The organism is Photobacterium carnosum (assembly GCF_002849605.1).
GTDB classification, from domain to species: Bacteria; Pseudomonadota; Gammaproteobacteria; order Enterobacterales; family Vibrionaceae; genus Photobacterium; species Photobacterium carnosum.
Window position 1 is genome coordinate 16,693 of record NZ_NPIB01000006.1, and the last position, 26,628, is coordinate 43,320.

General features: G+C 38.5%; 23 protein-coding genes. 14 read left to right on the forward strand and 9 right to left on the reverse strand.

What is annotated here, in order from left to right; translation table 11 throughout:
- The first annotated feature begins 1 nt into the window (after position 1).
- The 3 genes from CIK00_RS07105 (at position 2) to CIK00_RS07115 (ending at position 3,307) form a co-directional block, all read left to right on the forward strand.
- Positions 2-652, forward strand: coding sequence for a DarT ssDNA thymidine ADP-ribosyltransferase family protein (locus CIK00_RS07105; RefSeq protein ID WP_101768210.1), 651 nt, complete (start codon positions 2-4; stop codon positions 650-652).
- A gap of 1 nt (position 653) precedes the next feature.
- Entirely contained in the window at positions 654-2,300 is a 1,647-nt protein-coding gene (locus CIK00_RS07110; RefSeq protein WP_167388533.1) for an ADP-ribosylglycohydrolase family protein, read from the forward strand.
- A gap of 353 nt (positions 2,301-2,653) precedes the next feature.
- Positions 2,654-3,307 carry an HNH endonuclease gene (locus CIK00_RS07115; RefSeq protein WP_101768212.1) on the forward strand — a complete coding sequence of 218 codons (654 nt, stop codon included), beginning with the start codon at positions 2,654-2,656 and terminating at the stop codon, positions 3,305-3,307.
- Positions 3,308-3,366: 59 nt separating this feature from the next.
- Here the strand turns inward: CIK00_RS07115 and CIK00_RS07120 are convergent, their stop codons facing one another.
- The gene (locus CIK00_RS07120) at positions 3,367-3,888 is read right to left on the reverse strand and encodes a recombinase family protein (protein ID WP_101768213.1); all 522 of its coding nucleotides are present in this window, start codon (positions 3,886-3,888) and stop codon (positions 3,367-3,369) included.
- Positions 3,889-3,942: 54 nt separating this feature from the next.
- Between CIK00_RS07120 and darG the strand changes: the two genes are divergently transcribed.
- The gene (gene darG / locus CIK00_RS07125) at positions 3,943-4,959 is read left to right on the forward strand and encodes a type II toxin-antitoxin system antitoxin DNA ADP-ribosyl glycohydrolase DarG (RefSeq protein ID WP_101768214.1); all 1,017 of its coding nucleotides are present in this window, start codon (positions 3,943-3,945) and stop codon (positions 4,957-4,959) included.
- A gap of 93 nt (positions 4,960-5,052) precedes the next feature.
- Here the strand turns inward: darG and CIK00_RS07130 are convergent, their stop codons facing one another.
- Positions 5,053-5,430 carry a hypothetical protein gene (locus tag CIK00_RS07130; RefSeq protein WP_101768215.1) on the reverse strand — a complete coding sequence of 126 codons (378 nt, stop codon included), beginning with the start codon at positions 5,428-5,430 and terminating at the stop codon, positions 5,053-5,055.
- Positions 5,431-5,647: 217 nt separating this feature from the next.
- On the opposite strand from CIK00_RS07130, the gene CIK00_RS07135 reads away from it, so the two are divergent.
- The 6 genes from CIK00_RS07135 (at position 5,648) to yjjX (ending at position 11,307) form a co-directional block, all read left to right on the forward strand.
- The gene (locus CIK00_RS07135) at positions 5,648-6,184 is read left to right on the forward strand and encodes an HPP family protein (protein WP_101768216.1); all 537 of its coding nucleotides are present in this window, start codon (positions 5,648-5,650) and stop codon (positions 6,182-6,184) included.
- A complete protein-coding gene (locus CIK00_RS07140; protein ID WP_101768217.1) occupies positions 6,177-6,593 on the forward strand; it encodes a universal stress protein in 417 nt (138 codons plus the stop codon). Before CIK00_RS07135 ends, CIK00_RS07140 begins: the two co-directional genes overlap by 8 nt.
- 323 nt (positions 6,594-6,916) lie before the next feature.
- Positions 6,917-7,474 carry an alkyl hydroperoxide reductase subunit C gene (gene ahpC, locus CIK00_RS07145; protein ID WP_101768218.1) on the forward strand — a complete coding sequence of 186 codons (558 nt, stop codon included), beginning with the start codon at positions 6,917-6,919 and terminating at the stop codon, positions 7,472-7,474.
- Positions 7,475-7,725: 251 nt separating this feature from the next.
- Positions 7,726-9,306: an alkyl hydroperoxide reductase subunit F gene (gene ahpF / locus CIK00_RS07150; protein WP_101768219.1), complete on the forward strand. Its 1,581-nt coding sequence runs from the start codon at positions 7,726-7,728 to the stop codon at positions 9,304-9,306.
- Between the two features lie 714 nt (positions 9,307-10,020).
- The gene (locus tag CIK00_RS07155; protein ID WP_101768220.1) at positions 10,021-10,659 is read left to right on the forward strand and encodes a helix-turn-helix domain-containing protein; all 639 of its coding nucleotides are present in this window, start codon (positions 10,021-10,023) and stop codon (positions 10,657-10,659) included.
- 132 nt (positions 10,660-10,791) lie between these two features.
- Positions 10,792-11,307, forward strand: coding sequence for an inosine/xanthosine triphosphatase (gene yjjX / locus CIK00_RS07160; protein WP_101768324.1), 516 nt, complete (start codon positions 10,792-10,794; stop codon positions 11,305-11,307).
- A 55-nt stretch (positions 11,308-11,362) separates the two neighbouring features.
- Here the strand turns inward: yjjX and trpR are convergent, their stop codons facing one another.
- Both trpR and sltY read right to left on the reverse strand, forming a co-directional pair.
- Positions 11,363-11,680, reverse strand: coding sequence for a trp operon repressor (gene trpR / locus CIK00_RS07165; RefSeq protein WP_101768221.1), 318 nt, complete (start codon positions 11,678-11,680; stop codon positions 11,363-11,365).
- Between the two features lie 237 nt (positions 11,681-11,917).
- Positions 11,918-13,855 carry a murein transglycosylase gene (sltY, locus tag CIK00_RS07170; RefSeq protein ID WP_233426543.1) on the reverse strand — a complete coding sequence of 646 codons (1,938 nt, stop codon included), beginning with the start codon at positions 13,853-13,855 and terminating at the stop codon, positions 11,918-11,920.
- Positions 13,856-14,145: 290 nt separating this feature from the next.
- On the opposite strand from sltY, the gene ettA reads away from it, so the two are divergent.
- Positions 14,146-15,813 (forward strand): energy-dependent translational throttle protein EttA, encoded by a 1,668-nt coding sequence (ettA, locus tag CIK00_RS07175; RefSeq protein WP_101768223.1) that lies wholly within the window; start codon positions 14,146-14,148, stop codon positions 15,811-15,813.
- 269 nt (positions 15,814-16,082) lie between these two features.
- Positions 16,083-17,066, forward strand: a complete 984-nt coding sequence (locus CIK00_RS07180; protein ID WP_101768224.1) for a M23 family metallopeptidase — start codon at positions 16,083-16,085, stop codon at positions 17,064-17,066.
- A 116-nt stretch (positions 17,067-17,182) separates the two neighbouring features.
- On the opposite strand, the gene radA is transcribed toward CIK00_RS07180, so the two are convergent.
- Positions 17,183-18,574 carry a DNA repair protein RadA gene (gene radA, locus CIK00_RS07185; RefSeq protein ID WP_101768225.1) on the reverse strand — a complete coding sequence of 464 codons (1,392 nt, stop codon included), beginning with the start codon at positions 18,572-18,574 and terminating at the stop codon, positions 17,183-17,185.
- Positions 18,575-18,724: 150 nt separating this feature from the next.
- Here radA and CIK00_RS07190 point away from each other — a divergent pair, with 150 nt between their 5' ends.
- The gene (locus CIK00_RS07190; RefSeq protein ID WP_101768226.1) at positions 18,725-21,073 is read left to right on the forward strand and encodes a PilZ domain-containing protein; all 2,349 of its coding nucleotides are present in this window, start codon (positions 18,725-18,727) and stop codon (positions 21,071-21,073) included.
- 68 nt (positions 21,074-21,141) lie between these two features.
- On the opposite strand, the gene serB is transcribed toward CIK00_RS07190, so the two are convergent.
- The gene (gene serB, locus CIK00_RS07195) at positions 21,142-22,107 is read right to left on the reverse strand and encodes a phosphoserine phosphatase (RefSeq protein ID WP_101768227.1); all 966 of its coding nucleotides are present in this window, start codon (positions 22,105-22,107) and stop codon (positions 21,142-21,144) included.
- A 265-nt stretch (positions 22,108-22,372) separates the two neighbouring features.
- Between serB and CIK00_RS07200 the strand changes: the two genes are divergently transcribed.
- Positions 22,373-22,987, forward strand: a complete 615-nt coding sequence (locus tag CIK00_RS07200; protein WP_101768228.1) for a YtjB family periplasmic protein — start codon at positions 22,373-22,375, stop codon at positions 22,985-22,987.
- Positions 22,988-23,088: 101 nt separating this feature from the next.
- Here CIK00_RS07200 and deoD read toward each other — a convergent pair whose 3' ends face one another.
- The 3 genes from deoD to deoA form a co-directional block, all read right to left on the reverse strand.
- Positions 23,089-23,808 carry a purine-nucleoside phosphorylase gene (gene deoD / locus CIK00_RS07205; RefSeq protein WP_045039527.1) on the reverse strand — a complete coding sequence of 240 codons (720 nt, stop codon included), beginning with the start codon at positions 23,806-23,808 and terminating at the stop codon, positions 23,089-23,091.
- 204 nt (positions 23,809-24,012) lie between these two features.
- A complete protein-coding gene (gene deoB, locus CIK00_RS07210; protein ID WP_101768229.1) occupies positions 24,013-25,233 on the reverse strand; it encodes a phosphopentomutase in 1,221 nt (406 codons plus the stop codon).
- Positions 25,234-25,243: 10 nt separating this feature from the next.
- Positions 25,244-26,575, reverse strand: a complete 1,332-nt coding sequence (gene deoA, locus CIK00_RS07215) for a thymidine phosphorylase (RefSeq protein ID WP_101768230.1) — start codon at positions 26,573-26,575, stop codon at positions 25,244-25,246.
- Positions 26,576-26,628: the final 53 nt, after the last annotated feature.

Genomic DNA, 26,628 nt, shown 5'->3' on the forward strand with positions numbered 1-26,628 from the left:
AATGTCGAATATAAAAAGTTTTATAGCTACTCATAAAATAGAAGAAGTTCTTCATTTTTCAACTAATCATGGTCTTGTCGGCATGGCAAGTCTTAACGCTATAATTTCAAGAGATCAGATTAAAGACATGGATCCCAATAGCCCTCTTTATGCTTTAAACGCTAAGAATGCTAAATTCAGATCAGATCCGGAATGGATTGAATATGTAAATCTATCAATAAGTCGAATTAACTCTAGTTTCTTTAGATTTAGCCGCACTTGGAAAAGAGCTCCTTATGATTATTGGATAATACTATCTTTCAAACCTGAGATATTAGAACATCAAAATGTTGTATTCTCTACAACAAACAATATTTATCATCGTTCATGTATTAGGAAACAAGGTATTGATGGTTTAAAAAATTGCTTCGCTGACTCTGTTATTTCAAAAAATAACACCCGTATAACTAGAACGAAAGATTTACCTTTAAACTGGACTACATGTCCCGAAGCTGAAGTTCTATATTACAAAACTTTATCACTTGATTATCTAAATTGTATTTACGTCGAAGACAATGATACTTATGATCAAGTGGTAACAACACTATTTGCATTGACAGATAAAACTGATTTTAATGTAATCATTAACCAAGATAAATTTAAAGGACTATGAAGTGAGTGATATCAGACATCAAGCAACTGTTCGTTCTGCACTATGGGCCGCTTATGGTGATGCTCTCGGCTTCATTACTGAACTTGCAAAAGATAAATCAGCAGTCAAATATAGATCAGGAAAAAGTGAAATATGTTCACTTATTCCTTGGAAGCGAGTTCTTGGTGGTATGTATGGCATTAGTACTAACTTAGTGTCAGGTTGCTATTCAGATGATACTCAATTAAGACTATCTACATCAAGAGCAATAAATGGCCAAGGCTTTTTTGATGTTGAGGCTTTTGCTAAATTCGAATTAACTGTATGGCAAGCATATGCTCTTGGGGCAGGAAGAGGGACTAAAGCAGCAACACAATCTCTTACCTTCAAAAATAAAAATTGGTTTAATAACTTCTTTTCCGTCAAAGGCAATATTTATACTAATGGCGGTGGTAATGGTGCAGCAATGAGAATACAACCTCATGTATGGGCTGCCCAAGATTTATCCAATCCTATATCATTTCTAACTGATGTTGTAAAAAATAGCATTACAACCCACGGACATCCACGAGGAATTGCTGGTGCTGTTTTCCATGCATTGTCATTAGCAACTTTACTTCAAGGATCTTCTCTTACACTTGAAAAATTAGTAACTATAGCTGATTCATGTAAAAATATTCCTAATATTATACGTTCTGATGACTACTTATCTAATATCTGGCTGCCAGAATGGGAAGAGCAACTTGAAACAACAATAGATCAAGCTTTTGAAATCGTTTCTAATGAACTCCTTGAAGACTTAAAAATATCACAAGATTGGCTTAATGATCCCCAAGAAGACTACCGTAATTTAATTAACCTTCTTCATTTAGATAAACCAGAACAACGTGGTTCTGGTACAAAAACAGCTCTAATTTCATCAATTTTAGTTTTAAAACTGAATAAATTAACTGCGCAACAAATAATCTATGAAATCGTTAATGCTCTTAACACTGATACAGATACTATAGCAACAATGTTTGGAGCATTAGCTGGTATTATTTCAAATGATATACCTATCGAAAATATACAAGATCAAAAGTACATAAAAAGTGAAGCATCAAGATTATATTACATATCTCAAAAAATTGAGGTGCAAGGTTTTGTTTATCCAAATTTAATAAAATGGACACCACAGAGAAGTGCTGTTGCAAATATTTTTTTACGTGATAACAAATTAGAATTAAATGGGTTTGGTATTATAGAACCAATTAGTACCCCATCCCACGGAAAACAAAAAAGCCATTACTATCAATGGTTTAAAACGGAGTGGGGATTTACAGCTTTAATAAAAATAAAAAGCGAGTATCTGCCATACTCTGAACAACAAAATATAACCAATGCACATGTAGAGCCTCTATCTGATAATAAACTGCCTAATCAATTAGTTAATAAACAAATACAACAAGATCTCCCTCTTTCAATAGAAAATCCTGTGGCAGATATTAATGAGGTAAGTATTGATTATTTAACCAAAAAAGCAATTGCCAGTCATTTTAATCCTCAAATAATAGGAGAGCATATATTACTCCTTAGTTCTAAAAATGAGCTCCCTATAGAGTCTGTAATTAGTTATAGCTCTATAATTGCTAAAGCTAAAATCGGTAGAGACAAACGAGGCGTTAACTAAACATCTCCAGAATTAATTATTCAATATTGAGCCAGACTATTAATAGTCTGGCTCATTCTATATAGAATTGATTAATTAAGTATCAATAAAAAAATATTATCTGATGAGTTAACCAAAAACCTAATCACTTTAGTCATTGATATAATTTCTCTTTTTTCTCTTGAGAATACTAACTATGATTGTAAATAGCTATAACACTACCAATAGTATGCCTAATAACAACATGGAAAAAAGAGAATGAAAACTCCTAAAGATCTCAAAATCGGAATAAGACTTACTAATAATGAATTACACGACTACTTTAAGGTTGGTAATAGTGGTGGGATGATAATAATATTCTTCACTACACAGGCATGGGCGCGATAGGTCCGCAGTCATTTTATTTTGCACAAAATAAAACGGTTACAGACTCTCAAACCAATGGTATTACTCTTTACTTATTTGAGAGATTTGATAACAAGAAACCATACAGCTTCCACAGCGAGTGTGAATTAGCAGCCCCCCCTTATATTAACCAACAACTTGACGCAAATAAAAATCCACATGATGTCTGTATTTTCCCTCTTCGCCTTAAAATAGGTATACCTATTACTTTTGACGAAACAGAGCTCGAACATAATATTATATTAAAACAAAAAATAGCCCGAAAACTCACAGATAAACAACTTTCTGAATTAGAGAAGAAAAACAATTCAACACCGGAAAAAAAGAAGACAGGTAAACAGGTATCAGCATACAAACGTGATCAATTTGTTATTGAATATGCCCTAAGAAGAGCAAAAGACAATTGCCAGCTTTGCCTTGAACGAGGTCCTTTTAAAAAGAAAGACGGCTCTTACTTTTTAGAAGTCCATCACATAATATGGCTATCTAAAGGTGGTACTGATACCTGGGATAATGTTGTTGCACTTTGCCCTAACTGTCATAGAAAAATACATATTTTGATAGATATAAAAGATATCAACAAACTAACAATAAAAGCTAAACAGAAACTATCGAACAATTAAATTTTACGTAAAACCCCTCTTTATACCTTATAAAATTGGTATTGATATATATTTTATCTTTACTTATTCCAATGCCTTTTTACTGTTGCAATACTAATTCTTAATTCTTTCGCCACATTACTTTGCGATAATCCACCAGCTTTTTTAGCTTGTACTGCTATGGTCGTATTATGTGCTTCTGGTCTACCAAGTTTCTTTCCTTGAACTTTTGCCCGTTCAATTCCTTCTTTAGTACGCTCTCTTATTCGATTCCGTTCAAACTCAGCAAAGGCTGCAAACATTTGTAGCATTAGCTTTCCTTCGGCACTGGATAAATCCGCAACAGGTAAATCTAAGCAAACGACCTTAATCTCTTTTTGGGTTAATAAATTAATCGTATTTTGTACATCAATATTGTCACGCCCCAAACGGTCTAATTTTAAAACAACTAACATATCACCCGTTTCCATCTGGTGATTAATCAACATTTTAAATTGCTCTCGCTTCATTGCTTCCACTGAGCCTGAAACTGTTTCACTCACTACATGCGAATCTGAAACGTCATAATCTTTTTGACGAATAGCAATAATTTGGTTTTGTATTGTTTACTCTATTGCTGTTAAATCTGAGTGGTATTATTAATTGAGTAGTTCACAATGATTTCGTACGTTAAAGGCAATATTCTTCACGATCAAGCTGATGCCATTATCAATACCGTCAATACTGTTGGCGTTATGGGTAAAGGATTAGCTTGTGACAATAAAGAATTAACGACAGGGCAACTGTTATCTATACCTACTCACTCAATGAATGCCCCTTACTTTATTATTAACTTTCCAACTAAAGCACACTGGAAAGGCAAATCAAAAATAGAATATATCCGTGAAGGATTAATCGCCTTAAAGAAAGAAGTTGAGCGTTTAAATTTAACATCAGTCGCTATACCAGCTCTTGGTAGTGGTTTAGGTGGATTGCCATGGTCTGAGGTTGAATCTGAAATCTTAAGCTCGTTAAGCGACATGCCAGATATAGAATGGCGTTTATATCCCCCTCAGAATGCACCACAAGCTGAATTGATGGTAAATAAAACCCCAAAGCCTAGAATGACTATTGGTCGCGCGGCAGTTATAGGTTTAATAAATCAATACCTATCAACAGGTTTACATTACAACCTATCACTACTTGAAGTTCAAAAACTGGTGTACTTTTTAACTGCATCAGGTGAAACACTAAATAAAGTCCAGTTTCAAAAGCATCACTATGGTCCGTATGCCGATGTGTTACGCCATGTACTTAATAAAATGGAAGGTCATTTTATTTCTGGCTACGCTGACGGTAAAAATACGCCAGACGTTCCAATTACATTGAAGCAAGATGCAATTACCAGTGCACAGTCATTTTTAGACTCTCACCCAGAGACAAAGCATCACTTTGATGAGGTAACCAAACTGGTCAATGGCTTTGAGTCACCTTATGGCATGGAATTACTTTCAACCGTTCACTGGGTCGTTACTCATGAATGCGCAGGTGATGAAATTAATCCAGATGATGTAGTTAGTAAGGTTCACTCATGGAGTGAGCGTAAAGCGCAGATGAAGCCAGTTCATATAAAGGCTGCATTAAAACGGTTATGTGATGAACAGTGGTTAAATAAAGTTGCGCCATCTTTATAATAAAAAGCGCCAGCAAACCTACGTTGCTAGCGCCTTAAATAAACCATCATGTTACGTATGACGTACATGGTGGTTAATGATTACATTGAGTGACTACTCATCAATGCCGCAATCAGTACAACTTTGTAATACGATTTCATGTTCAAAAACAGCAGTCTCGCTACCGTCTGCTAGTAGCTCTGCAATTTCTTCCGCTACTTCTTGCTCATCTTCTGCTTTTACTTGATTTGCTAGTGCTTCTTCTGAGTAACCGTAAAAGTTTAGTAATAAGTAATCACGCGCTTCATCTTTAGAACAAGTCACGTTCACCAACAATTCTGGCTCAACATTATCTTGTGCGATCATCGCTGTTACTTGTGCGATAACCTCTTCTTTCATTGCTGGTGTTAACCAACCAAGATCAGCGTTTACTGTGTTTTTTTTGCATTTATAACAAGGCAGTTTATGGAAGTAATATTGAAAGCTAGTCATGAGTCATTTCTTCTTTAAGTTTTGTATAACACGATTATGAGGATTTTCTCACAAAATACTATCTCAATAGGTATTGAAGATAAAAACTCTTGCTGATAAACAAATAAGCATCATGACCGCATTCTTAGATAATACTTATGAGGCATTAATAACCATCACGTTTAATTATAATTGACATATACTATTAATAAATTGAACTAATAAGTAAGTATTACGAATGGATAATATGCAAAAGGGGATCCATTATAAGATCACCCACCCAGCTCATAAACTATGGATGATTGCGTTAGTTGCCGCAGCAGGATCTGCATTATGTATTGGTATTCTTGCCTTTGTAGATGGGGTCGCCAAGGGTGACTATCTATTAGTCGCGCCTTTTGGAGCCACAATGGTATTGGTCTTTGGTTTACCACAAAGCCCTTTAGCCCACCCTAAAAATGTCGTATTCGGTCACCTGACGACAGCGATCATAGGCATTATCTTTGCCAATCTTTTACCTGTAACGTTTTGGTCTTTAGGCTTAGCGGTTGGGGTGGGGATTTTTATGATGATCATGCTCAATGTTACCCATCCACCTGCAGGCGGAAACCCGTTGTTGATCATGTTAGGTGCACATACCAGTATTCTGTTCGCGTTTTATCCCATTTTTGCAGGTAGCTGCTTCATTGTTCTTATTGCACTGTTGTACCATGCATTAGTCTCTCGTTTAGAATATGCATGGGTTAATAAACCGAAAGAAGGCAAAGATGTATAAAAAAGTATTGTATGCGCTAGATATCGATTCTAAGCCCTATCTTCTCAAAGCGATTGCTTTAGCTGATCAACTCAATGCAGAACTCTTTGTAGGTTATGCAACGAATCTTGATGAACAACTATTTTCTGATGATGCGTATTTAGGAAATACCGTTGGGGATGATATTGTTAATACAGAAAAAGCCGAGCTAGAAAGTAAAATACAGGCGTTAATTACTGACACGACCATAAATAGAGATCATGTTTGTATTGTTAATGGGCCTGTTGGGATGGCGATTGAACGATTAGCGACAAATTTATCGGTTGATCTCGTGGTGATGGCAAATTCTCACCATTATTTTAGTTTTTTATCGAAAAATGCGCTTCTAATAAAATTAGCAACTCACCATGATTTTTTAAGTTTGTCTTAATGGTAAGCGTGTTACATTTTTAGAAAGGCTCTATTTTATAGTCAAATAAAGTAGGGCTTTTTTATTACCTAGATTATCTGAGTTACTCAGCAAGCTATCCTCTTTGCTATTCCCTTCATAGCTAAATCATTCATAGCTGACCACCCATTATGTGCTGTCAGTATCAATCCAGAACGGATGCTCAGCAATAATAGGTTTTAGCTATCGAATGTATCGGCTGTAACGATTTCCTTAAGATCCCTGTTTTGACAATAATGGTTCCAGAGATTTGATTTGCACTACAGCATAAAGAATTAAAATTATATTCAAAAGGATTCCATATTATGATCAACACTGAAATCAAGCCATTTAGCGCTACAGCATACAAAGAAGGCAAATTCGTAGACATCACTGAAAAAGATGTTTTAGGTAAGTGGTCAGTATTCTTCTTCTACCCTGCTGACTTTACTTTCGTATGTCCTACTGAACTTGGCGACTTAGCAGACCATTACGCAGAGCTACAATCTCGTGGTGTTGAAGTATTCTCAGTATCAACTGATACTCACTTCACTCACAAAGCATGGCACGACAGCTCTGACACTATCGGCAAAATCAACTACTTCATGGTAGGCGACCAAGCAGGTAACATCACTAATAACTTCAACGTTATGCGTGAAGGTCAAGGTCTTGCAAACCGCGCTACTTTCCTAATGGATCCACAAGGTGTTATCCAAGCAATGGAAATCACTGCAGAAGGTATTGGCCGTGAAGCTGAAGACCTAATGCGTAAAGTGAAAGCAGCACAATATGTTGCATCACACCCAGGTGAAGTTTGTCCTGCAAAATGGAAAGAAGGCGAAGCAACACTGACTCCTTCTCTAGACCTAGTTGGTAAGATCTAATCTTATTGACCTTAGATGACAATATTCGTTTTTGACGCCGAATCCGAAATAAATATTATTCATCTTACTTTTAAATAATTCACTTATTTAAAAGTAATAAGGCATCAAACATCTCCTAATGTTTGGTGCCTTATTAATTAGAAGACCTTCAAACATATTTACGCCTTTTTATATAGGCAATATGTCGTATTACAGTAGACCCGCATTCATTATCTGCTGTTAAGCCGTGAACAAATTAAAAAGGCAAAATTATGTTAGAACAAAACATGAAGCAGCAACTAAAAGCGTATTTAGAAAACTTAAAAACTGATGTACAACTGGTATTAAGTTTAGATGATAGTGACACTGCACAAAAATTACATGAATTGGCTTACGAGATTGCAGAACTCAACGATAAAGTCAGTGTTATAGAAGATAATAACGCCAGCGTACGTAAGCCCGTAATGCAAGTGATTAACCCAACCAAACAGACTTCAATGAGCTTTGCTGGTCTGCCAATGGGACATGAATTTACATCATTGGTATTAGCACTACTGCACAGCGGTGGTCACCCAATGAAACTAGAACAACCAGTTATCGACCAAATCGCCGCATTAGATCAAGACATCGTGGTTGAGACTTTCATTTCATTATCTTGCCAAAACTGTCCTGACGTCGTTCAAGCTTTCAATATGATGGCGGCGATTAACCCACGCATTAAAGCAAGCATGATTGATGGTGCAGCTTTCCAAGCAGAAGTAACTGAACGTAATATCATGGCGGTACCGACTGTTTATGTAAACGGTGAAGTATTTGGTCAAGGTCGTATGTCGCTAACTGAAATTTTAAACAAGTTAGACACTGGCGCAGCGAAGAAAGCAGCCGTTAGCTTAAATGATAAAGCCCCCTTTGATGTATTAGTGGTTGGTGGTGGTCCTGCTGGTGCTTCTGCTGCCATTTATGCAGCACGTAAAGGTATTCGCACTGGTGTTGTCGCTGAGCGCTTCGGTGGTCAGGTGATGGATACTATGTCTATCGAAAACTTTATTTCAGTTCAAGAAACAACAGGTCCTCGTTTAGCAGCAAGCCTAGAAGAGCACGTAAAACAATACAACGTTGATATCATAAATGAACAACGTGTAAGTAACATTATTGAAGCGGCTAATACTGATGATGGCTATGCTCATATTTACTTAGAAAGTGGCGCAATTCTAAAATCTCGCAGTGTGATCATCAGTACCGGTGCTCGCTGGCGTGAAATGAACGTCCCTGGTGAGCAAGAATACCGTAATAAAGGTGTAGCTTACTGTCCTCACTGTGATGGTCCATTATTTAAAGGCAAACGTACTGCGGTTATCGGTGGCGGTAACTCTGGTATTGAAGCGGCAATTGACCTAGCCGGTATTGTTGAACACGTTACTGTGCTTGAGTTTGCCGACACATTACGTGCCGACCAAGTGTTAATCAATAAAGCAGAAAGCTTGCCTAACATCGACATTATTACAATGGCTCAGACTACTGAAGTTGTAGGTGATGGCACGCGCGTTACAGGTATTAGCTACAAAGATCGTAATACTGATGAAATCAAACACATCGAACTTGCAGGTATCTTTGTTCAAATTGGCTTAGTGCCAAATACTGAATGGCTAAAAGAATCAGCCGTTGCATTAACACCACGCGGTGAAATTGAAATTGGTACTCACGGTAATACTAACGTTAACGGCATCTTTGCTGCTGGCGATGTAACCACCGTTCCTTTCAAGCAAATCATCATAGCAATGGGTGAAGGTGCAAAAGCAAGTTTAGGCGCATTTGATTACTTAATTCGTACACCAGCACCAACTGAAAAATAATTATATCCATACTATAAATTAATCAAATAAACAAAAGGCCTGTTCTCAATCAGAACTGGCCTTTTTAATATTAAAAAAATAACACACTGAATAATCACCCTTTTAGCTATAAATACTTTATCTAACGTCGAATCAACTGCTCTCTAATAATGAAACAATCAAAACCACCATCATATGTATATTTAAACTTAAGCATTAAATGCGTATTTAGCATAAACAACAGTAATAACCATACTTCAAGCCCGTATTATTCTTCAATTAATCAATAATAAAATTAATACCAATAAAAACTATTTAATTTCATTATTGACTTAATCATCATTAAAAATGTTAATTTTACAAAATAAGGTGCGTTTTACAAAAATAAAAAAACAAATGATCCCATCTTATTTAACACTCTAGAGTTTACTTTTAAATTATTTAAAATCATATTGTTATAACTTTTTGTTATTTTTACATCTCCCTTTTACTGTCTGTATTCGTAAAGAACCCAGACATAAAAATTACCCGTTTCACAATCAAAACTTATTTCTTTCTGCGTATTTTGTTCCACTTTTTACCCATCTTTCCTCTGGGGTATATTCCTTTAACCAAATCAATCGCACTTTTTAAGTAACAATGATTCCTTTTCTACACTTTTGAGTAATATCTTTTATAACTATTGAGAATTCATATTGTATTCACCCCCCCTATTTGAAGCAGGAAGCTAGTTACATGGAATATTTAGAAAGAATTAAGCGTTTAGCTAAAGTTCAAGGCATCAGTCAAAAACAACTTGGTGAAGCGCTAAACCTTCAGCAAGGTACAATGAGCCGTAAACTCTCGGGTAAATACGGTATTGAAGTACGTGAATTAGAAAAAATTGCTGAAACATTAAATACATCAATTGGCTATATTTTAACGGGTCAAATTGACACAGGAACACAAGCAACGACAACTATCAGTACTGAACACGATAGCTCTGCAACCTGCACATATATTCCGGTGATCCATCGTAAAGATTTTTCAGCTTACAATTTAGGTGATTCGGTTGAGGTGATCAGTAAGCGTGCGATCCCCCAGCATTTAGAGCGTGATGCATGTATAGGTCTATTCATTGATAATGAAAACATCTCGCATTGCGCACCAGTGGGTAGCTACGCATTAGCAACTAAAGAAGCCGCTTACCGTCCAAAGCAACCCGTATTTGCTTCTTTACGTGGTAGTGAGCCTGATTTTTATCACATGACTCAACTTGCTGATGGCGTTGTATTCTCGACTTCACAACCTGATTTTCCAAATCTATTTGTCAATAATGGTGAGTTTCAAATTCACGGTTATATTATCCAATCAGACTGGGCTTACGATCGTTAATCACGACAAGCTGCTCAATTAGGGATTAAGGAAGGCTCATCTTTTTAGGTGGGCTTTTTTATTACTTTTATTTCGAACATAAAGCGGTTATTTTTAAACTATTTAATACGTTATTTAACTGAATTTATCATTATGCCTACTATTATTGTCGCCTCAACCAATCCTGCAAAAATTACCGCAGTAATCGATGCATTCAATGCTGCTTTTCCTCAACAAATATTTACCACAACAGGTGTAAGCACTGACAGTGGCGTGCGTGATCAACCATTAACGTGTGAAGAAACATTACTAGGGGCGAATAATCGCGTTATTTCTTGCCGTGAACGTTACCCTGATGCAGATTACATTGTCGGGCTAGAAGCGGGATTAGATGATAATTTCACTTTTGCATGGATGGTAATTGAACACCAAGGTAAAAAATCGACAGCACGTTCTGCTTCGCTACCTTTGCCGCCACTGGCTTTAGCAAAAATAGCACAAGGAATGGAGTTGGGAGATGTGATGGATGAAATGTTTGCTCAACAAAATATTAAACAAAAAGGTGGTGCTATTGCAATGTTAACCCACCATTTATTAAGTCGTAGTAGTGTTTATCAACAAGCATTAATTCTCGCGTTAATCCCTTTTTTACATCCTGAATTATACTAAAGACAATTCAGTGTGTATGACTAACGCGCGATATTTTAATAACGACTAATTAGCATTATTCTGCGACAGAAGGGGTATTTTTAGCTAGAAAATCAGCTAACCATGCTTTTGTTGCGTCGTCTTGATGTTTAAGTTCATTTGAACCGCGTGTAATTGTTGCTACCCCAACACCGAGTAACTCACTAATTTTACGCTGACTACGTTCACCATTTAGTAGCTCGTGTACTATGTTCACTCGTGCGATTAAGGCTTCTCTTTCATCATGAGTTAATAATACTTTAAACAGTAACTGATCTCGTTGCTCCATAGAAGCTTGCTGAAGTAAATCTAAAATCTGTTGCCAGTCAGTATATTTTGGTGAGTCTACAACCATTTTCGTTTATCCCGTAAGGCATTATATACGCGGTGCAGTGTACCGCGATTCCTACATCAGACCAAGTAAGGGTTATTATCCTAGCCGTTGCTGGCTAAATAATATTTATATCAATCAGTATGATATTTACGATTAGAACGCTAACACTCATATGGAAATATTCTCTTATTAATAAATAACCGCTACTGTTATTTTTAACATAACAATAGCGGTTAATTTACAACACTCAAGTAATGATTAATAGCGAGCTTTTAGTTCTGAGGGGCTAAATAACACCCCTTTACGTCCCATTAATTCATTATAATAAATATCAAACATCAGCACATTTTGGACATAACCGCGAGTTTCATTAAACGGTATTTGTTCAATAAAGGCATAAACATCAAGTTTACCGTCGGTTACTTTTTTCCATTGTGATACTCGACCGGGGCCGGCATTATAAGAAGCAAAAGCATAAATACGATTATCATCATTTCGCTTTAACATCATTTCTAAATACGCACTGCCTAAACGAATATTCACACTCGGATTAAATAAACTTTGTTTACCCTTGTATTTATAATCAAGTTTTTTCGCTGTTTCTGCCGCGGTTGCTGGCATAAGTTGCATTAATCCACTCGCACCAACATGTGATCGTGCATGAATATTTAACGCACTTTCTTGACGCGCTAATGCCATCATGGTCGACGTTGGAATATTTCGTTGCTTACCAAAGAAATCAAATAACCATTTGTGTGCCAATGGAAAGCGCAACGTCATATGATCCCATAATTTACCCGAAATCGTAGCCTGAACAGCAAGGTAATGCCATTGATGTTTCTCTGCATATACCGCTAATTGACGTTTCGTTTGTACATTGGTGATTTTAGATAACAAATAACCCCATTCACGGTTAGCAGCAGTCACTTTATCAAGTGCTATCAACTCTTTAATACGCACTAAACTCTTTTTATAAGGCTTTAATAATGCGGTCGACGTCGGTGCTTTCGTTAATGGATAGACAATCGGCTTATGTAATATTGTTGCCGCTGCTGCACTGTAAAAGTCACGCTCACCTAATAATGAAGTATAGATTTTATTCGCTTGTTTTTTATTACCGTTTTGCGCTAATAATTTCGCTTTCCAAAATGTCCAACGCGGCGTCTGTTGTGCTTCTTTTGGTAAGCGATCAATCCACAGCTGGGTCTGTTTCCAATCCGCCTCACGAATAGCATTACGCACACGACGCTCTAACAGGCTGGCATTGTCACTCTGTGCTAATTTGCTGTCACGCCATTGCGCTAAGCTCGCATCTGTCGTTGACATAAGACGCGAAGCAACAGCATCAGCCAATGTTTGTTTGGTGGCTTTATCAAAATGTTGTCCACGTACCACTTGGTCATACTCAGCAACCGCTTGTTGAGTATCGGTACGTGCTAATAATAAAAAGGCATTCTGAGTCAACGCTTGGTTAAACGGTGTGACTTTACTTTTTTTAGCAAACTCACCCACATTTTGAGGTTGGTTATATAACGCTAACACAGCCTCACCACTAGCTTGCGCATCGCCCGTTAATAACTTATCAAGGTAGCTTAATAAACTTTTATTACCCTTGGCATAGGCTAATACCATGCGATCTAACACCATCGCATTAGTGCGTTTACCCGCTGCATTCCAACTGTCTAATAAATTATCGCAACTAGCGGGTAACGAACTGCCTGTTTGCCACAATTTACTCGCACCTTGCCACGCTAATTGAGCATGGCCCATTTTCTCTTTGGCGTAATAAAATGCACATTGAAGATCAGTATTACGAGGGACCGCAGGTTGGATCATTAAAAAATCATGCCACCGTCCAGTCCTTACTAATTGGTTTAAATAGCGGGTTTTAATCGACTGACTAAACGGTAACATTTTATATTTATCAATAAACACCTGCACTTGGCTCGATTTTTGAGTCGCCAACTGGGCATTAAATTCACGATACTCCAAATAAGGATAAAGTGGATACCCTCCTAACTTGGTTTTCTCTTGATGAAAGAGTGCCATATCATTGGCTGAAAAAGCAGTTTGGGCTTGTTCATACCATGTACGTTGTTGCGCTAAAGAAGCGGCATGAACAGTCACAGTACTGGTTAACCCAACCGTCAACAAAGCCAATGAAAAAATGCGAGAAGAACTAAATAGACGTGCCACGATTAACTCCATATCAAAAAAACACTAACAAACATGTACAATCCTTGTTCAAAGATAGCAAAAAAAAAGCCACATTAACGCAAAATAGTGTTACTTCATAAGCACTAACACACATTCATCGGTAGTAATTACTATAAAGTCTGATTGTGATAGCAACGATAACAATAAACAATCCCTTTCTATCGCTAAAATACATTACTCAACCGAGGAATAGATAACAATTCGGATGAACTTTTAAAGATTATAGGTACTATATAAACTTCATTTTAGAGTAGAGATCACACACGGATATGGCTGATTACGTCTATACCATGTCGCGAGTGGGCAAAATCGTCCCACCTAAGCGTCAAATCTTAAAAGATATTTCACTGAGTTTTTTCCCTGGTGCCAAAATTGGTGTCCTTGGCCTTAACGGTTCAGGTAAATCAACCTTACTGCGCATCATGGCAGGCATTGATACTGATATTGAAGGTGAAGCACGTCCTCAAGCTGGCCTTAAAGTCGGTTACCTACCTCAAGAACCTGTATTAGATGAAACCAAAACAGTACGTGAAATTGTTGAAGAATCGGTTTCTGACGTTAAAGAGGCTTTAATTCGTCTCGATCAAGTATATTCAGCCTATGCTGAACCTGATGCTGATTTTGATGCACTTGCAAAAGAACAAGGCGATTTGGAATCATTAATTGAAACCAAAGATGGCCACAACTTAGGCATGCAACTTGAGCGTGCTGCCGATGCATTACGCCTACCCGATTGGGATGCGGTGGTTAAAAACCTCTCTGGTGGTGAGCGTCGTCGTGTCGCTATTTGTCGTTTATTGCTTGATAAACCCGACATGCTGTTACTTGATGAACCGACCAACCACTTAGATGCCGAATCAGTGGCATGGCTAGAGCACTTCTTGGTAGATTACAGTGGTACTGTGGTAGCGATTACCCACGACCGTTACTTCCTAGATAATGCTGCTGGCTGGATTTTAGAACTTGACCGTGGTGAAGGTATTCCATGGCAAGGTAACTACACGTCATGGCTTGAGCAAAAAGATGCCCGTCTAAAACAAGAATCCACTCAAGAACGTGCTTTGCAAAAAACCATTGAGAAAGAACTTGAATGGGTACGTCAAAATCCTAAAGGTCGTCAGGCTAAATCAAAAGCACGTATGGCACGTTTTGAAGAGCTTAATACGACCGAACACCAAAAGCGTAATGAAACCAATGAACTCTTCATTCCGCCCGGTGAACGTTTAGGCGATAAAGTGATTGAAGTTAGAAACCTCACTAAATCGTTTGGCGATCGCATACTTATTGATGACTTATCATTCAGTATGCCTAAAGGTGCAATCGTCGGTATTATCGGTGCCAATGGCGCGGGTAAATCAACGCTATTTAAGATGTTAAGTGGCGATGAACAACCAGATTCTGGCACTATTGAACTGGGTGATTCCGTGAAACTGGCGTCAGTTGATCAGTTCCGCGATAGCATGAATGACAACAATACGGTTTACCAAGAAATCTCTGAAGGCGCTGATATTCTTAAGATCAATAACTTTGAGATCCCAGCTCGTGCGTATGTATCACGCTTTAACTTTAAAGGTAGTGATCATCAAAAACGCATCGGTGACTTATCAGGTGGTGAACGTAACCGTGTTCACTTAGCGAAACTGCTAAAAGCGGGCGGTAACGTATTACTTCTCGATGAACCCACCAACGACCTTGATGTTGAAACATTACGTGCACTCGAGGAAGCGTTACTTGAGTTCCCTGGTTGTGCGATGGTTATCTCACACGACCGTTGGTTCCTCGACCGTGTTGCGACCCATATTCTTGATTATCGTGATGAAGGTAAAGTGAGCTTCTTTGAAGGTAACTTTACTGAATACACTGATTGGCTGAAGAAAACCTTAGGGGCTAATGCTGCCGATCCTCACCGTATCAAGTACAAACGTATTACCAAATAATTAGTGTCATCCTATAAAAGAGCTGTTTAAACAGCTCTTTTCATTAAAATAAATCTTCTTTTAAATCAATCGTTTTAATTAAGCATTCATTAATAGATACAATATAACCTCATTTTTGTGATGTGATAACTAGCAATAATGAAAATGAAGACATAGACTGAGTCGCTTATTATTTATCGCTCGTTGGCACTTCTTACACCCAACAATGGCAGCTTAAATTCGTTGTTAATTGTCGACTCTCTCTTACTTATCAATAATAGCTATAGATTATGCCTCATTTAAAACCACCAGCGTCAAAGCTATCATTCATTACTAAATCATCACACTTATTACTACAGCATTATCGTACAGTTATCATCATTGCAGTGTGTGGCCTATTTAGCTACAGCAGCTATTCAATGTTTCACCTTTATCAGAATGCTAAAATTTCACAGATTAAAGCCCAAAAACTCAGTGCGCAGGCATTAGCATTAAGTGCCTCACTGTTAGAAGAAACGGCAATGAATCAAGATCTCAACCAAGCATTAGCCGCTAAGAAAAAATCATTAATTGCACTGAATCAACGGATTGATGATATGGAAACTGTATTGGGTATTGAGCCACCAGCCGGTAACCAAACCATAACCCAACGGGTTGATACGGCAGCGATTAATTCAGCCGTTAGAGCAACATTATTTCAATTAATCCCCAATGGTGCTCCAACCCCTAATGTCCAATTAACATCAAGCTTTGGATCTCGTATTCATCCGATAACCAAAAAACGTAAACGCCATAATGGCCTTGATTTTGCTGCTAAAATTGGCACTCCGATTTATGCGCCTGCCGATGCGGTTATTGAACGCGCCCGTAGCAGTAACTATGGCTATGGAAATCAATTAACCCTTAATCATACCATGGGCTTTATTTCGACTTACTCACACATGAGTAAATTTAAAGTTAACCAAGGCGAGTTTGTTAAAAAAGGTCAACTTATTGGTTGGACAGGTAATTCAGGACTATCTACCGGACCTCACTTACATTATGAAATTCGTTTTTTAGGCAAACCGCTAAATCCGCGACCCTTTGTGAAATGGAACATTGAAAATTTTGATGCGCTATTTAAACAAGAAAAAAATGTCCAATGGGCATCATTGTTAAACACCATCAATAGTATGGTTGCGATGCAGGTGCAGTTAACAGGCGATGAAAATCACAACACGGGTATGACAACAGTCAGTCATACTCAACCGTCACCAAACCACGACGAGCTGTAAACAAAACCAACCTTAATTACCTGTAATGAATAACAAAAAAAGGCCGACCACGATAATGTGGTTGGCCTTTTTATTTGAAGCTACTGCTGTTAATAGGATTAATTAGCGCATTGGTATTAGTTAATCAGCTCAATTAACTCGTGGATAGTTTTAACCGCCACAATTTTTGCACCCAACCCTTCCATTGATTTATGGTAGTTACGATAAGGAATAAAGATTTCCGTAAAGCCATGTTGCGCCGCTTCTTTTACCCGAGGCACGCCGCTGTCTATCGGGCGCACATCACCGTTAAGGCTTAGCTCTCCCATAATGCAGGTTGTACGCGGCACCACAAATTCATTTAAGCTACTTAATAAGGCGGTTACCAATGCTAAATCGATACAGGTTTCTGATTCATCAATTTTCAAACCACCGACAATATTGAAAAAAGTATCATGGAAGATTTTGGTCTTCGCGTGCTTACGTAAAATACCCGTCAACATTTTAATTCGATTCATATTTAATCCGACACAAACCCGTTGAGGAAATTCCCCTTCTGTTTCAGTCGTTAAACATTGGATCTCAAGTAAAATATTCCGGTTTCCCTTACGAATACAAGTAATTGCAGACCCTGATGATTCAGTGGTTGATCCTGATAAGAAAATTTCACTTGGGTTATCAACACTGAGCATCCCACGCTCGGTCATACGGAAAATACCGACCGTATCGACATCACCAAAACGGTTTTTATTGGCGCGTAGTGTTCGAATTTGACCATCATTGGTATCGATATGCAGTAACGCATCGACAATGTGAACCAATGTCTGTGGACCCGCAATTTCATTGTTTTTATTAACGTGGGCAATCAAAAACATAGTGACGTTGTTTTGTTTACAATATTGCGTCAGTGATTGCGCCGCGGTTTTTACTTGTGACGGTGAGCCGGGGCTACCATTAGCTAATTCAGTTGATACCGCTTGAATGGAGTCAATAACCGCAAATTTAATCTGTTTCGCGTCTAATTCCGCAATAATAGCTTCAACGCTAGTTTCAGCCATTAAATACAAATTATCTTCATTGCAGTCTAATTTAAGTCGATTAACACGGTTTTTAAACTGCGATAACGATTCTTCCGCTGTACAGTATAACGATGGCATTAATTGTGACATTCGCGCCACTAAATCAGACAATAATGTTGTTTTACCTGCACCGGGATCACCCGAAATAATATTGACTGAGCCAGTGGTTAATCCGCCACACAACACCCGATCAAGCTCACCAATACCGGTTAACATTTTCTGGGCATCAACGGCTTCAATTTCATGCAGTTTTTTAGAGCCACCACCCGCAATACCAGCGTAGCCAGACATACTTGAACGAGCCGAAGTAGCGACCCCAGTTTTGGTATTAGGAATTGTAAATTCAGTGATCGTATTCCATGATTTACACCCAGAACATTGACCTTGCCAACGCGCAAAATCCATTCCGCAATCACTACATACATATGCTCGTTTTGCTGCTTTTGCCATTCTAAATCCTACATCATTTATTATTTACAATCGCGAATCATATTAGTGTCAATAAACTATCAAATAACGACAAATATATGTCAGTTAATACTAAATTTTTCACGCTATTGGTCGATGATACTACTAGCCATTTATCAATAGATCCAAACCATGCATCTCGACGATTATAAACCACTGATTGAGCAATTATTGCCAATTTATAACCAGCCTGATTTTGAGGCCGTGTTCCAGTTACTGACTCAACACGAAAGTGGCCCAATACGGCTACAAATAAAAATGGAAATCAATCGCTTAATGACCCCTTGTAATAAGATTATTGATCTGCGAGGGCGCGTTAAAGGCCAATGCCGACAATATACGTTTAAGGGCCTTAATCATTGGCTTGATGATGTCGCGATCAATATTTATCATCACCGTAAGGCGATATTTGCGGATCAATATTGCTATGGTTTATATGAAGAATTAATCAATACCCATAATAATTTTCGTATTCTTCATCAACAACAAAAAATATCACCAAGCAACACGACGCCAACAGATACCCAATATAGCTTATTTCAGGCACAGTTGATTCGATTTGGATATTATCTTAATCGCGAAGAAAAACGACTCAGTATTGCGACGCAGATAGCATTAACATTAGCCAATGAGCAGCAAATCTTAGCCACAACAGTTGATCTTTCTCTTTCAGGAGCAAGATGTAAAGTACCCACGGCGTTTGACTATCAATTAGGTCAAACCATTACGGCTTCGTTTCCACAACTGGCACAACAATACCAAGATGCTCGACTCAATCAAAGCCACTATTACCGTATTTTAGCTATTGATGATATTCAAGAGAATGACAGTATCAAATGGTTACGTTTACTGGCATTAACTGATAACACGGCCTTACAAGCAATCATTAAACATGATCAACATCAATCGTTAAGTCTTAAAAATCATGATGATAAAATCATTCAGTTACGTACTCAAGGTTATGAGCACTGTTATCTAAAGCACACAATAACGATGCCATTATTTTTTGCTGGAGAAAATCTAAAATACAGCTTATTAACCGATCATAATCAGCATCAATGGCAATATTGGCATGATGAGCGCAATCAGCCAGTGATCAATCATCTGTTGTCTGCAACCCGAATTAAGAATCTTGAGCTAAGTGGTATCTCGCATACCAGTACCCTAATTTATAGTTTCTTCCATGAGCATCAAGGCCAACGTTATTTTTACTCGGCAGCGCTGCCTGAAATGACACGTCAACAACGGCTATTATTTTGGCAGATAGGGGCTAAACGCGAAAGCTGGCGAGTTATGCGCTTAACGATTTACCCTTTAACGCAAAATGACACCCAAACATTGGCACAACTGACTCCAGAGATGATGCCTTATTGTCAGGACTTATCACACATCGGTACTTTACAAGATTTAACTCATGCTGAAGTACAACCAGACTATCTCTGTGGCATGCCATCGACTTTATCCGCCCAAGAGCTTAATCAATTTCGCCACCCTCGAAACCCAATCAGCCAAGCGGAAGCTATTCATTTTGATCCTAAACCACTGCGTAGTGAATCTCGATTTAATTATAAAACCAGCATTGTATTACAACAAAATCAACATAGGATCAGTGGTTATTTGATTGATTTTTCAAGTCGTGGGCTCAACATTCATTTAGATCAACCACTACGATGTAAGCAAGGCGATATAGTACTGATTGAATTTACTCAATTAGCCCGAAGTACGAAAAATGATATTTTAAAAAAAATGCCATACCAGATTATTCGAACCAGTCCAAATGGTAAAAACATTCAACTCATAACCATTGAAAATGAAGACGGTTTATTAGGCGGTCAATTCCTACGGACTTTAATTGAATTTAACCTTGAAAGATTAGCACTCTGTAAAGAACCTCAACCGTCACCAGCGATGCTATTAACTATGCATCAAATGTTATTAACCCGCCTTCACAGCTTGCCGTATTTTGCAGAAAAAGTAGATCATAAAATAAAGATAAAAGCTGTCGGTTCCAATTTTCCATTATCACCACTTGCCAACATGTTGCATCAGCTAAGTGATAATGACCGCTTGGATCTCGATATTATTTTTAAACAGCGAGTAAAGGAAATGTTGGCCAATCCCATGCGTCCACGAGATAAACCACAATCGCCTTTTATTCATGAATTATATTTAGCGGTTGAGTATCACGATAATCAAATACATAAGATTGAGACTAAACTGCGGGGAGATTTTGAGGATCTTGCCACTCAACGAGTTTATATACAGCAAGCACGTCAGCAGGGTGAATTATTCGCATTACGTATTACGGCGCTACCATTATTAAATCCGCTGACAATACTGATAAGTCAAAAACTCAGTAAATTAGCACGCTTATCGCTGCATCGAGCGCGGGCGTTAGAAATAGAATTTACGTCGTTAATGGGCTGTGGTGAGATTTTTGACATTACCGATGAGGTATTAATACGTCTTGAAATTCATTAACTTTAATGGACAATCCGCACCATTCTCAGGTGCGGTTTATTCAACAGATAATTAACCGAAGAATCGTATTACCATGCTAAACGTTGCTCAGCTAATGATGCCGATAATATACAAATAATCGCCCCTAAATCAGCATGTCGAATTGCCACATCCGCCTGCTGCTCAACGTTAGGTTTCGCATGATAAGCAATACCTAATCCAGCGACGTCCATCATCACTAAATCATTAGCGCCATCACCGACGGCGACGGTATTATGGGGTTCAATATCAAACTCTTCAGCAAGCGCCAGTAAAATATCGGCTTTTGATTTTGCATCAATAACATTGCCGATCACTTTCCCCGTTAACTTACCGTCAATAATCTCAAGGGTATTTGAGGTTGCAGAGACTAGATTAAATTGCTGCTTAAGATAATCTGAAAAATAGGTAAAGCCACCAGAAGCAATAGCGACTTGCCAACCATAATGATACAAGGTGGCAATAAGTTGTGGTAACTCGGGCATTAACGGCAACGTATCACGTACTTGAGTTAAAATAGCGGCATCGGCCCCCACTAACGTTGCTACACGTTGACGTAAGCTTTGTTCAAAATCTAACTCGCCTAACATCGCCCGTTCAGTCACCGCGGCAACCTCTTCACCGACCCCCGCTAAGATGGCGATTTCATCAATACATTCAATCTCAATCGCAGTTGAGTCCATATCTAACACCACAATCCCAGGCATTGATAAATCAGGAATATCACTCACGTAAGCAAAATCTAACTGCTGATCCAATACTCTCTGTTGGTGCTCTAATGTCAGTTCACTGGCAATCAAAATCGCATCATATGATCCTACTTTCCATGCCGCTACAATCTCAATAGCACTCAAAGCCACACCATTAATTGCATCAATATTATCGGTAGTAATGTGTTTACCATAGACCAACCAATTGGCTTGGCGTTTACTGGTATTGGTGACGGATAATATTTCTGGAAAGCGTTTATATAAGGTCGGGTGTTTGTTGATTTTGAGTACGTTCACAACGTCCATTGTGTCATCCTTAACAATTTAATTACTATAAACCTAACGATTGTACTCTTGAAGAGCAAGGTCAATTGTAAGTTTAGTGTTACATAAATAACCGAATAAAAACCAATTATTGACATAAAATCATCAACTTAAGATTGATTTTATTGACTATTTATTAACGCCCATTATTTGTTAATAAACTTTAACACTTCACTCTAAGGGGAAATAATCATCCATTATTTTTTTAGTGTAGAATAACTGTAATCAACATAATCGAGTGATATGAATGATCCAATGGAACACTAAGCGATGGCAACGTCAGCGGCTACAAAAAGCCATGATATTGTTTGTATGCCTATTAACATCTATTGGCATACTGCAATATGGCTCGATACTGAGCCAACAAAACTACCAAATTCTCAGTGAGCAGACTCAAGCCTTATCACAAATTATTATTCGTCAAGCGGCTAACAATGCTGCGGATGATATTGAAAATAAAAATCAGCGCCAACTGCAATTATTAGTCAATAATTTAGCAGCAGAACCTCTTATATTAGATGCAAGTATCTATAATATTGAAGGGGTGGCACTCGCAAAAACTAAAACAGCATTGCCATTAGAACAACTAACAGGACTTTCGACACCATTAGCACTTGCAAGTATTGGTCGTCAGCAAATTGCCGAACCCGTATTGATGAATGGTCATATTATTGGCTTTATGCGCATCACTCTAGAGCACGATAAATTACTGGTTAATGCCATTGATCACATGTCGACCATGACTGCGATTATTCGCGGACTTATTATTGCAGCACTAATTATTGGAATTTTACTGACCATCGTCTTTAGTCGTCAACGTTATCAAGGCAGTTTTCCTTTTCTGCATAATCAGCACCCATAATCTTATCTTTCGTACATAAAAAAGCGGCAACAGCCTTAACTGTTACCGCTTTTTTTTAATGCTGATTGATATTTATATTAACATATCCATCACATTATCGATTACTCAGCATCGCCAAGTAATACTGATTCTAATGCGATTTCAATCATCTCGTTGAACGTTAATTGACGCTCTTCAGATGTTGTTGCTTCACCACGTAAAATATGGTCAGAAACAGTACAGATAGTTAGTGCTTTAGCACCAAACTCAGCAGCAACACCGTAGATACCTGCCGCTTCCATTTCAACACCAACAATGCCGTATTTATCCATTGTTTTGAAGAAATCGAAATTTGGATTGTAGAATAAATCAGCTGAGAAGATATTACCTACTTTAACAGGGATACCTTTTGCTTTTGCTGCATCTACTGCATTTTGTACCATACCGAAATCAGCAATTGCTGCGAAATCGTGGCCACCAAAACGGATACGGTTTACTTTAGAATCTGTTGATGCACCCATGCCAATAACAACATCGCGCAATTTAACGTCATCACGTACCGCACCACAACTACCAACACGGATAAGTTTCTTCACGCCAAAGTCTTTAATTAACTCTGTCGCATAGATAGAACAAGAAGGGATACCCATACCGTGGCCCATAACAGAGATCTTACGACCTTTGTAGGTACCAGTGAAACCAAGCATGCCACGTACGTTACATACTTCTGTCACATTCTCTAGAAATGTTTCAGCAATGAACTTAGCACGTAGTGGATCACCAGGCATCAGTACTACGTCTGCAAAATCACCCATTTCAGCATTAATATGTGGAGTAGCCATCGTTATATCCTTTTGTTAATTGAATCAGCAATCAGTGGCGATAACGTCTTTTTACATTCACGCACAACTGATTACTAATAACCGTTTAATATCGATCTGATGACGATCGTTATCGTACAAATATATCCATTTTTATACTAATCAAGGCAATTAATCCAATAATTCCTCACCTTGATGATTAAGATAATGCCAGTCTATTACGTTTTATAGAAATGACTTACCGTAATCCATATCAGAAGTACCAAAATGTGTCGCTAAGCTTTGACCAATATCAGCAAATGTTTCACGACGACCTAATGAGCCCGCCTGAATTTTTGGTCCAGTTACGATCACTGGAATGTGCTCACGTGTGTGATCAGTACCAGGCCATGTTGGATCACAACCATGGTCAGCAGTAATAATTAATACATCGTCTTCTTTTAGCAATGCTAAAATTTCAGGTAAACGACGGTCAAAATATTCTAATGCTGCGGCATAACCAGCAACATTACGACGGTGGCCATAAGCTGAGTCAAAATCAACAAAGTTAGTGAATACGATGCTGTTATCACCCGCAACATCAATTTGCGCTAACGTTGCATCAAATAAAGCAGGAATACCGGTTGCTTTTACTTTACGAGAAATACCACAACCCGCATAAATATCAGAAATCTTACCGATAGAAATAACTTCGCCTTGCTTCTCTTCAACTAGCTTTTGCAAAATAGTAATTGCAGGTGGCTCAAGAGATAAATCACGACGGTTACCCGTACGCTCAAATTGACCTTTGCCAGCACCAATAAATGGACGCGCAATAACACGACCAATATTATAATCTTCTAGCTCTTCACGGACGATATGACAAAGTTCCATCAGCTTATCAAGACCGTAAGTCTCTTCGTGACATGCAATTTGGAATACAGAGTCAGCCGATGTATAGAAAATTGGTTTACCAGTTCGCATGTGCTCTTCGCCCAAATCATCCAGTATTTGTGTACCCGATGCATGGCAGTTACCTAAATAACCGTCTAAGCCTGCACGCTCAAGGATGCGATCAGTTAGTTCTTTAGGAAAACTATTGGTTTTATCACTGAAGTAGCCCCAATCAAACAATACTGGCACACCTGCAATTTCCCAGTGACCTGAAGGGGTATCTTTTCCTGATGATATTTCTTGCGCATGGCCGTAAGCACCAACGATTTCAACATCAGCATCCATACCTTCAGGGAAATGACCACATGACTCTTCACACGCTTTGGCTAAACCTAACTTAGTCAGGTTTGGCAAATAAAGAGCACCACTACGATCACCGTTATCAGCTTCACCACGCGCACACGCTTGAGCAATGTGACCTAGGGTATTTGCACCTACATCACCAAAATCAACCGCATCTTCCGTCGCGCCGATACCAAAAGAATCTAAAACTAAAATAATTGAACGTTTCATGTTTGCTCCGTTATACGTCTTGTTCGCCAATACGACGGTATACTTCAGGGGTTGGCTCTGACTGCGTATCAGCAATACTGATATTGGCACGAACCGCTTTAGCCGCTTCTTGCCATTGTGCTTCAGTACGGGCGTGTACCATCGCTAGTGGGGTATCAGCATACACTTCATCACCAAGACGAATCATATTTGATAAACCAACTGCATAATCGATACTATCACTAGCGACACGACGACCACCACCCATACCGACAACAGCCATACCTAAACCACGGGTATCCATCGCAGTTGCAAAACCAGTTGTTTCAGCAAAGACAGGTTTAATGATTTCTGCTTTATCAAGATAGTTATCATAATTATCGATAAAATCAGTTGGACCACCAAGACCTGCAACCATTTTGCCAAAACGTTCAGCTGCTTGACCATTATCTAACACAGTTTGAAGTTTCGCACGTGCTTGTGGTAAATCAGATGCTAATTTACTGATAACTAACATTTCAGCACATAATGCCATCGTTACTGCATATAAACGCGGGTTACGGTATTCACCCGTTAAAAACTGTACCGCTTCGCGAACTTCAAGCGCGTTACCCGCTGTTGATGCTAACACTTGATTCATGTCAGTCAACAATGCGGATGTACATGTGCCCGCACCGTTAGCAACCGCCACAATTGATTTAGCTAATTCTTCTGATGCTGCGTAAGTTGGCATAAATGCGCCTGAACCTACTTTTACATCCATGACTAAGTAATCAAGGCCTGCCGCTAATTTCTTCGACAAAATAGACGCGGTGATTAATGAAATATTATCCACTGTAGCCGTTACATCACGGGTCGCGTAAACACGTTTATCCGCAGGGGCTAAATCACCGGTTTGACCAATAATAGCCACACCTGCTTCTTTGGTTACTTTTCCGAACACTTCATTGCTTGGCGTAATGTTGTAACCTGGGATTGATTCCAGTTTATCTAACGTACCACCTGTATGACCAAGACCACGACCAGAGATCATTGGTACATAGCCACCACATGCCGCTACCATAGCGCCCAGCATTAAAGAGGTCACATCACCCACACCACCGGTTGAGTGCTTATCAACAATTGGACCATCAAAATTCATATGGCCCCAATCAATCACCATGCCGGAATCACGCATAGCGCATGTTAATGCCACGCGCTCATCCATGGTCATATCATTAAAATAAACCGCCATTGCAAATGCAGCAATTTGGCCTTCAGATACCGTATTTTTAGCAACACCTTGAATGAAGAAATTAATTTCATCAGCTGTTAGAGCAATGTTGTCGCGTTTTTTACGAATAATTTCTTGAGGTAAATACATGACGATCCTCTTATTGATATGTATTTCAATCGGGAAAATTAACTATTTATTTA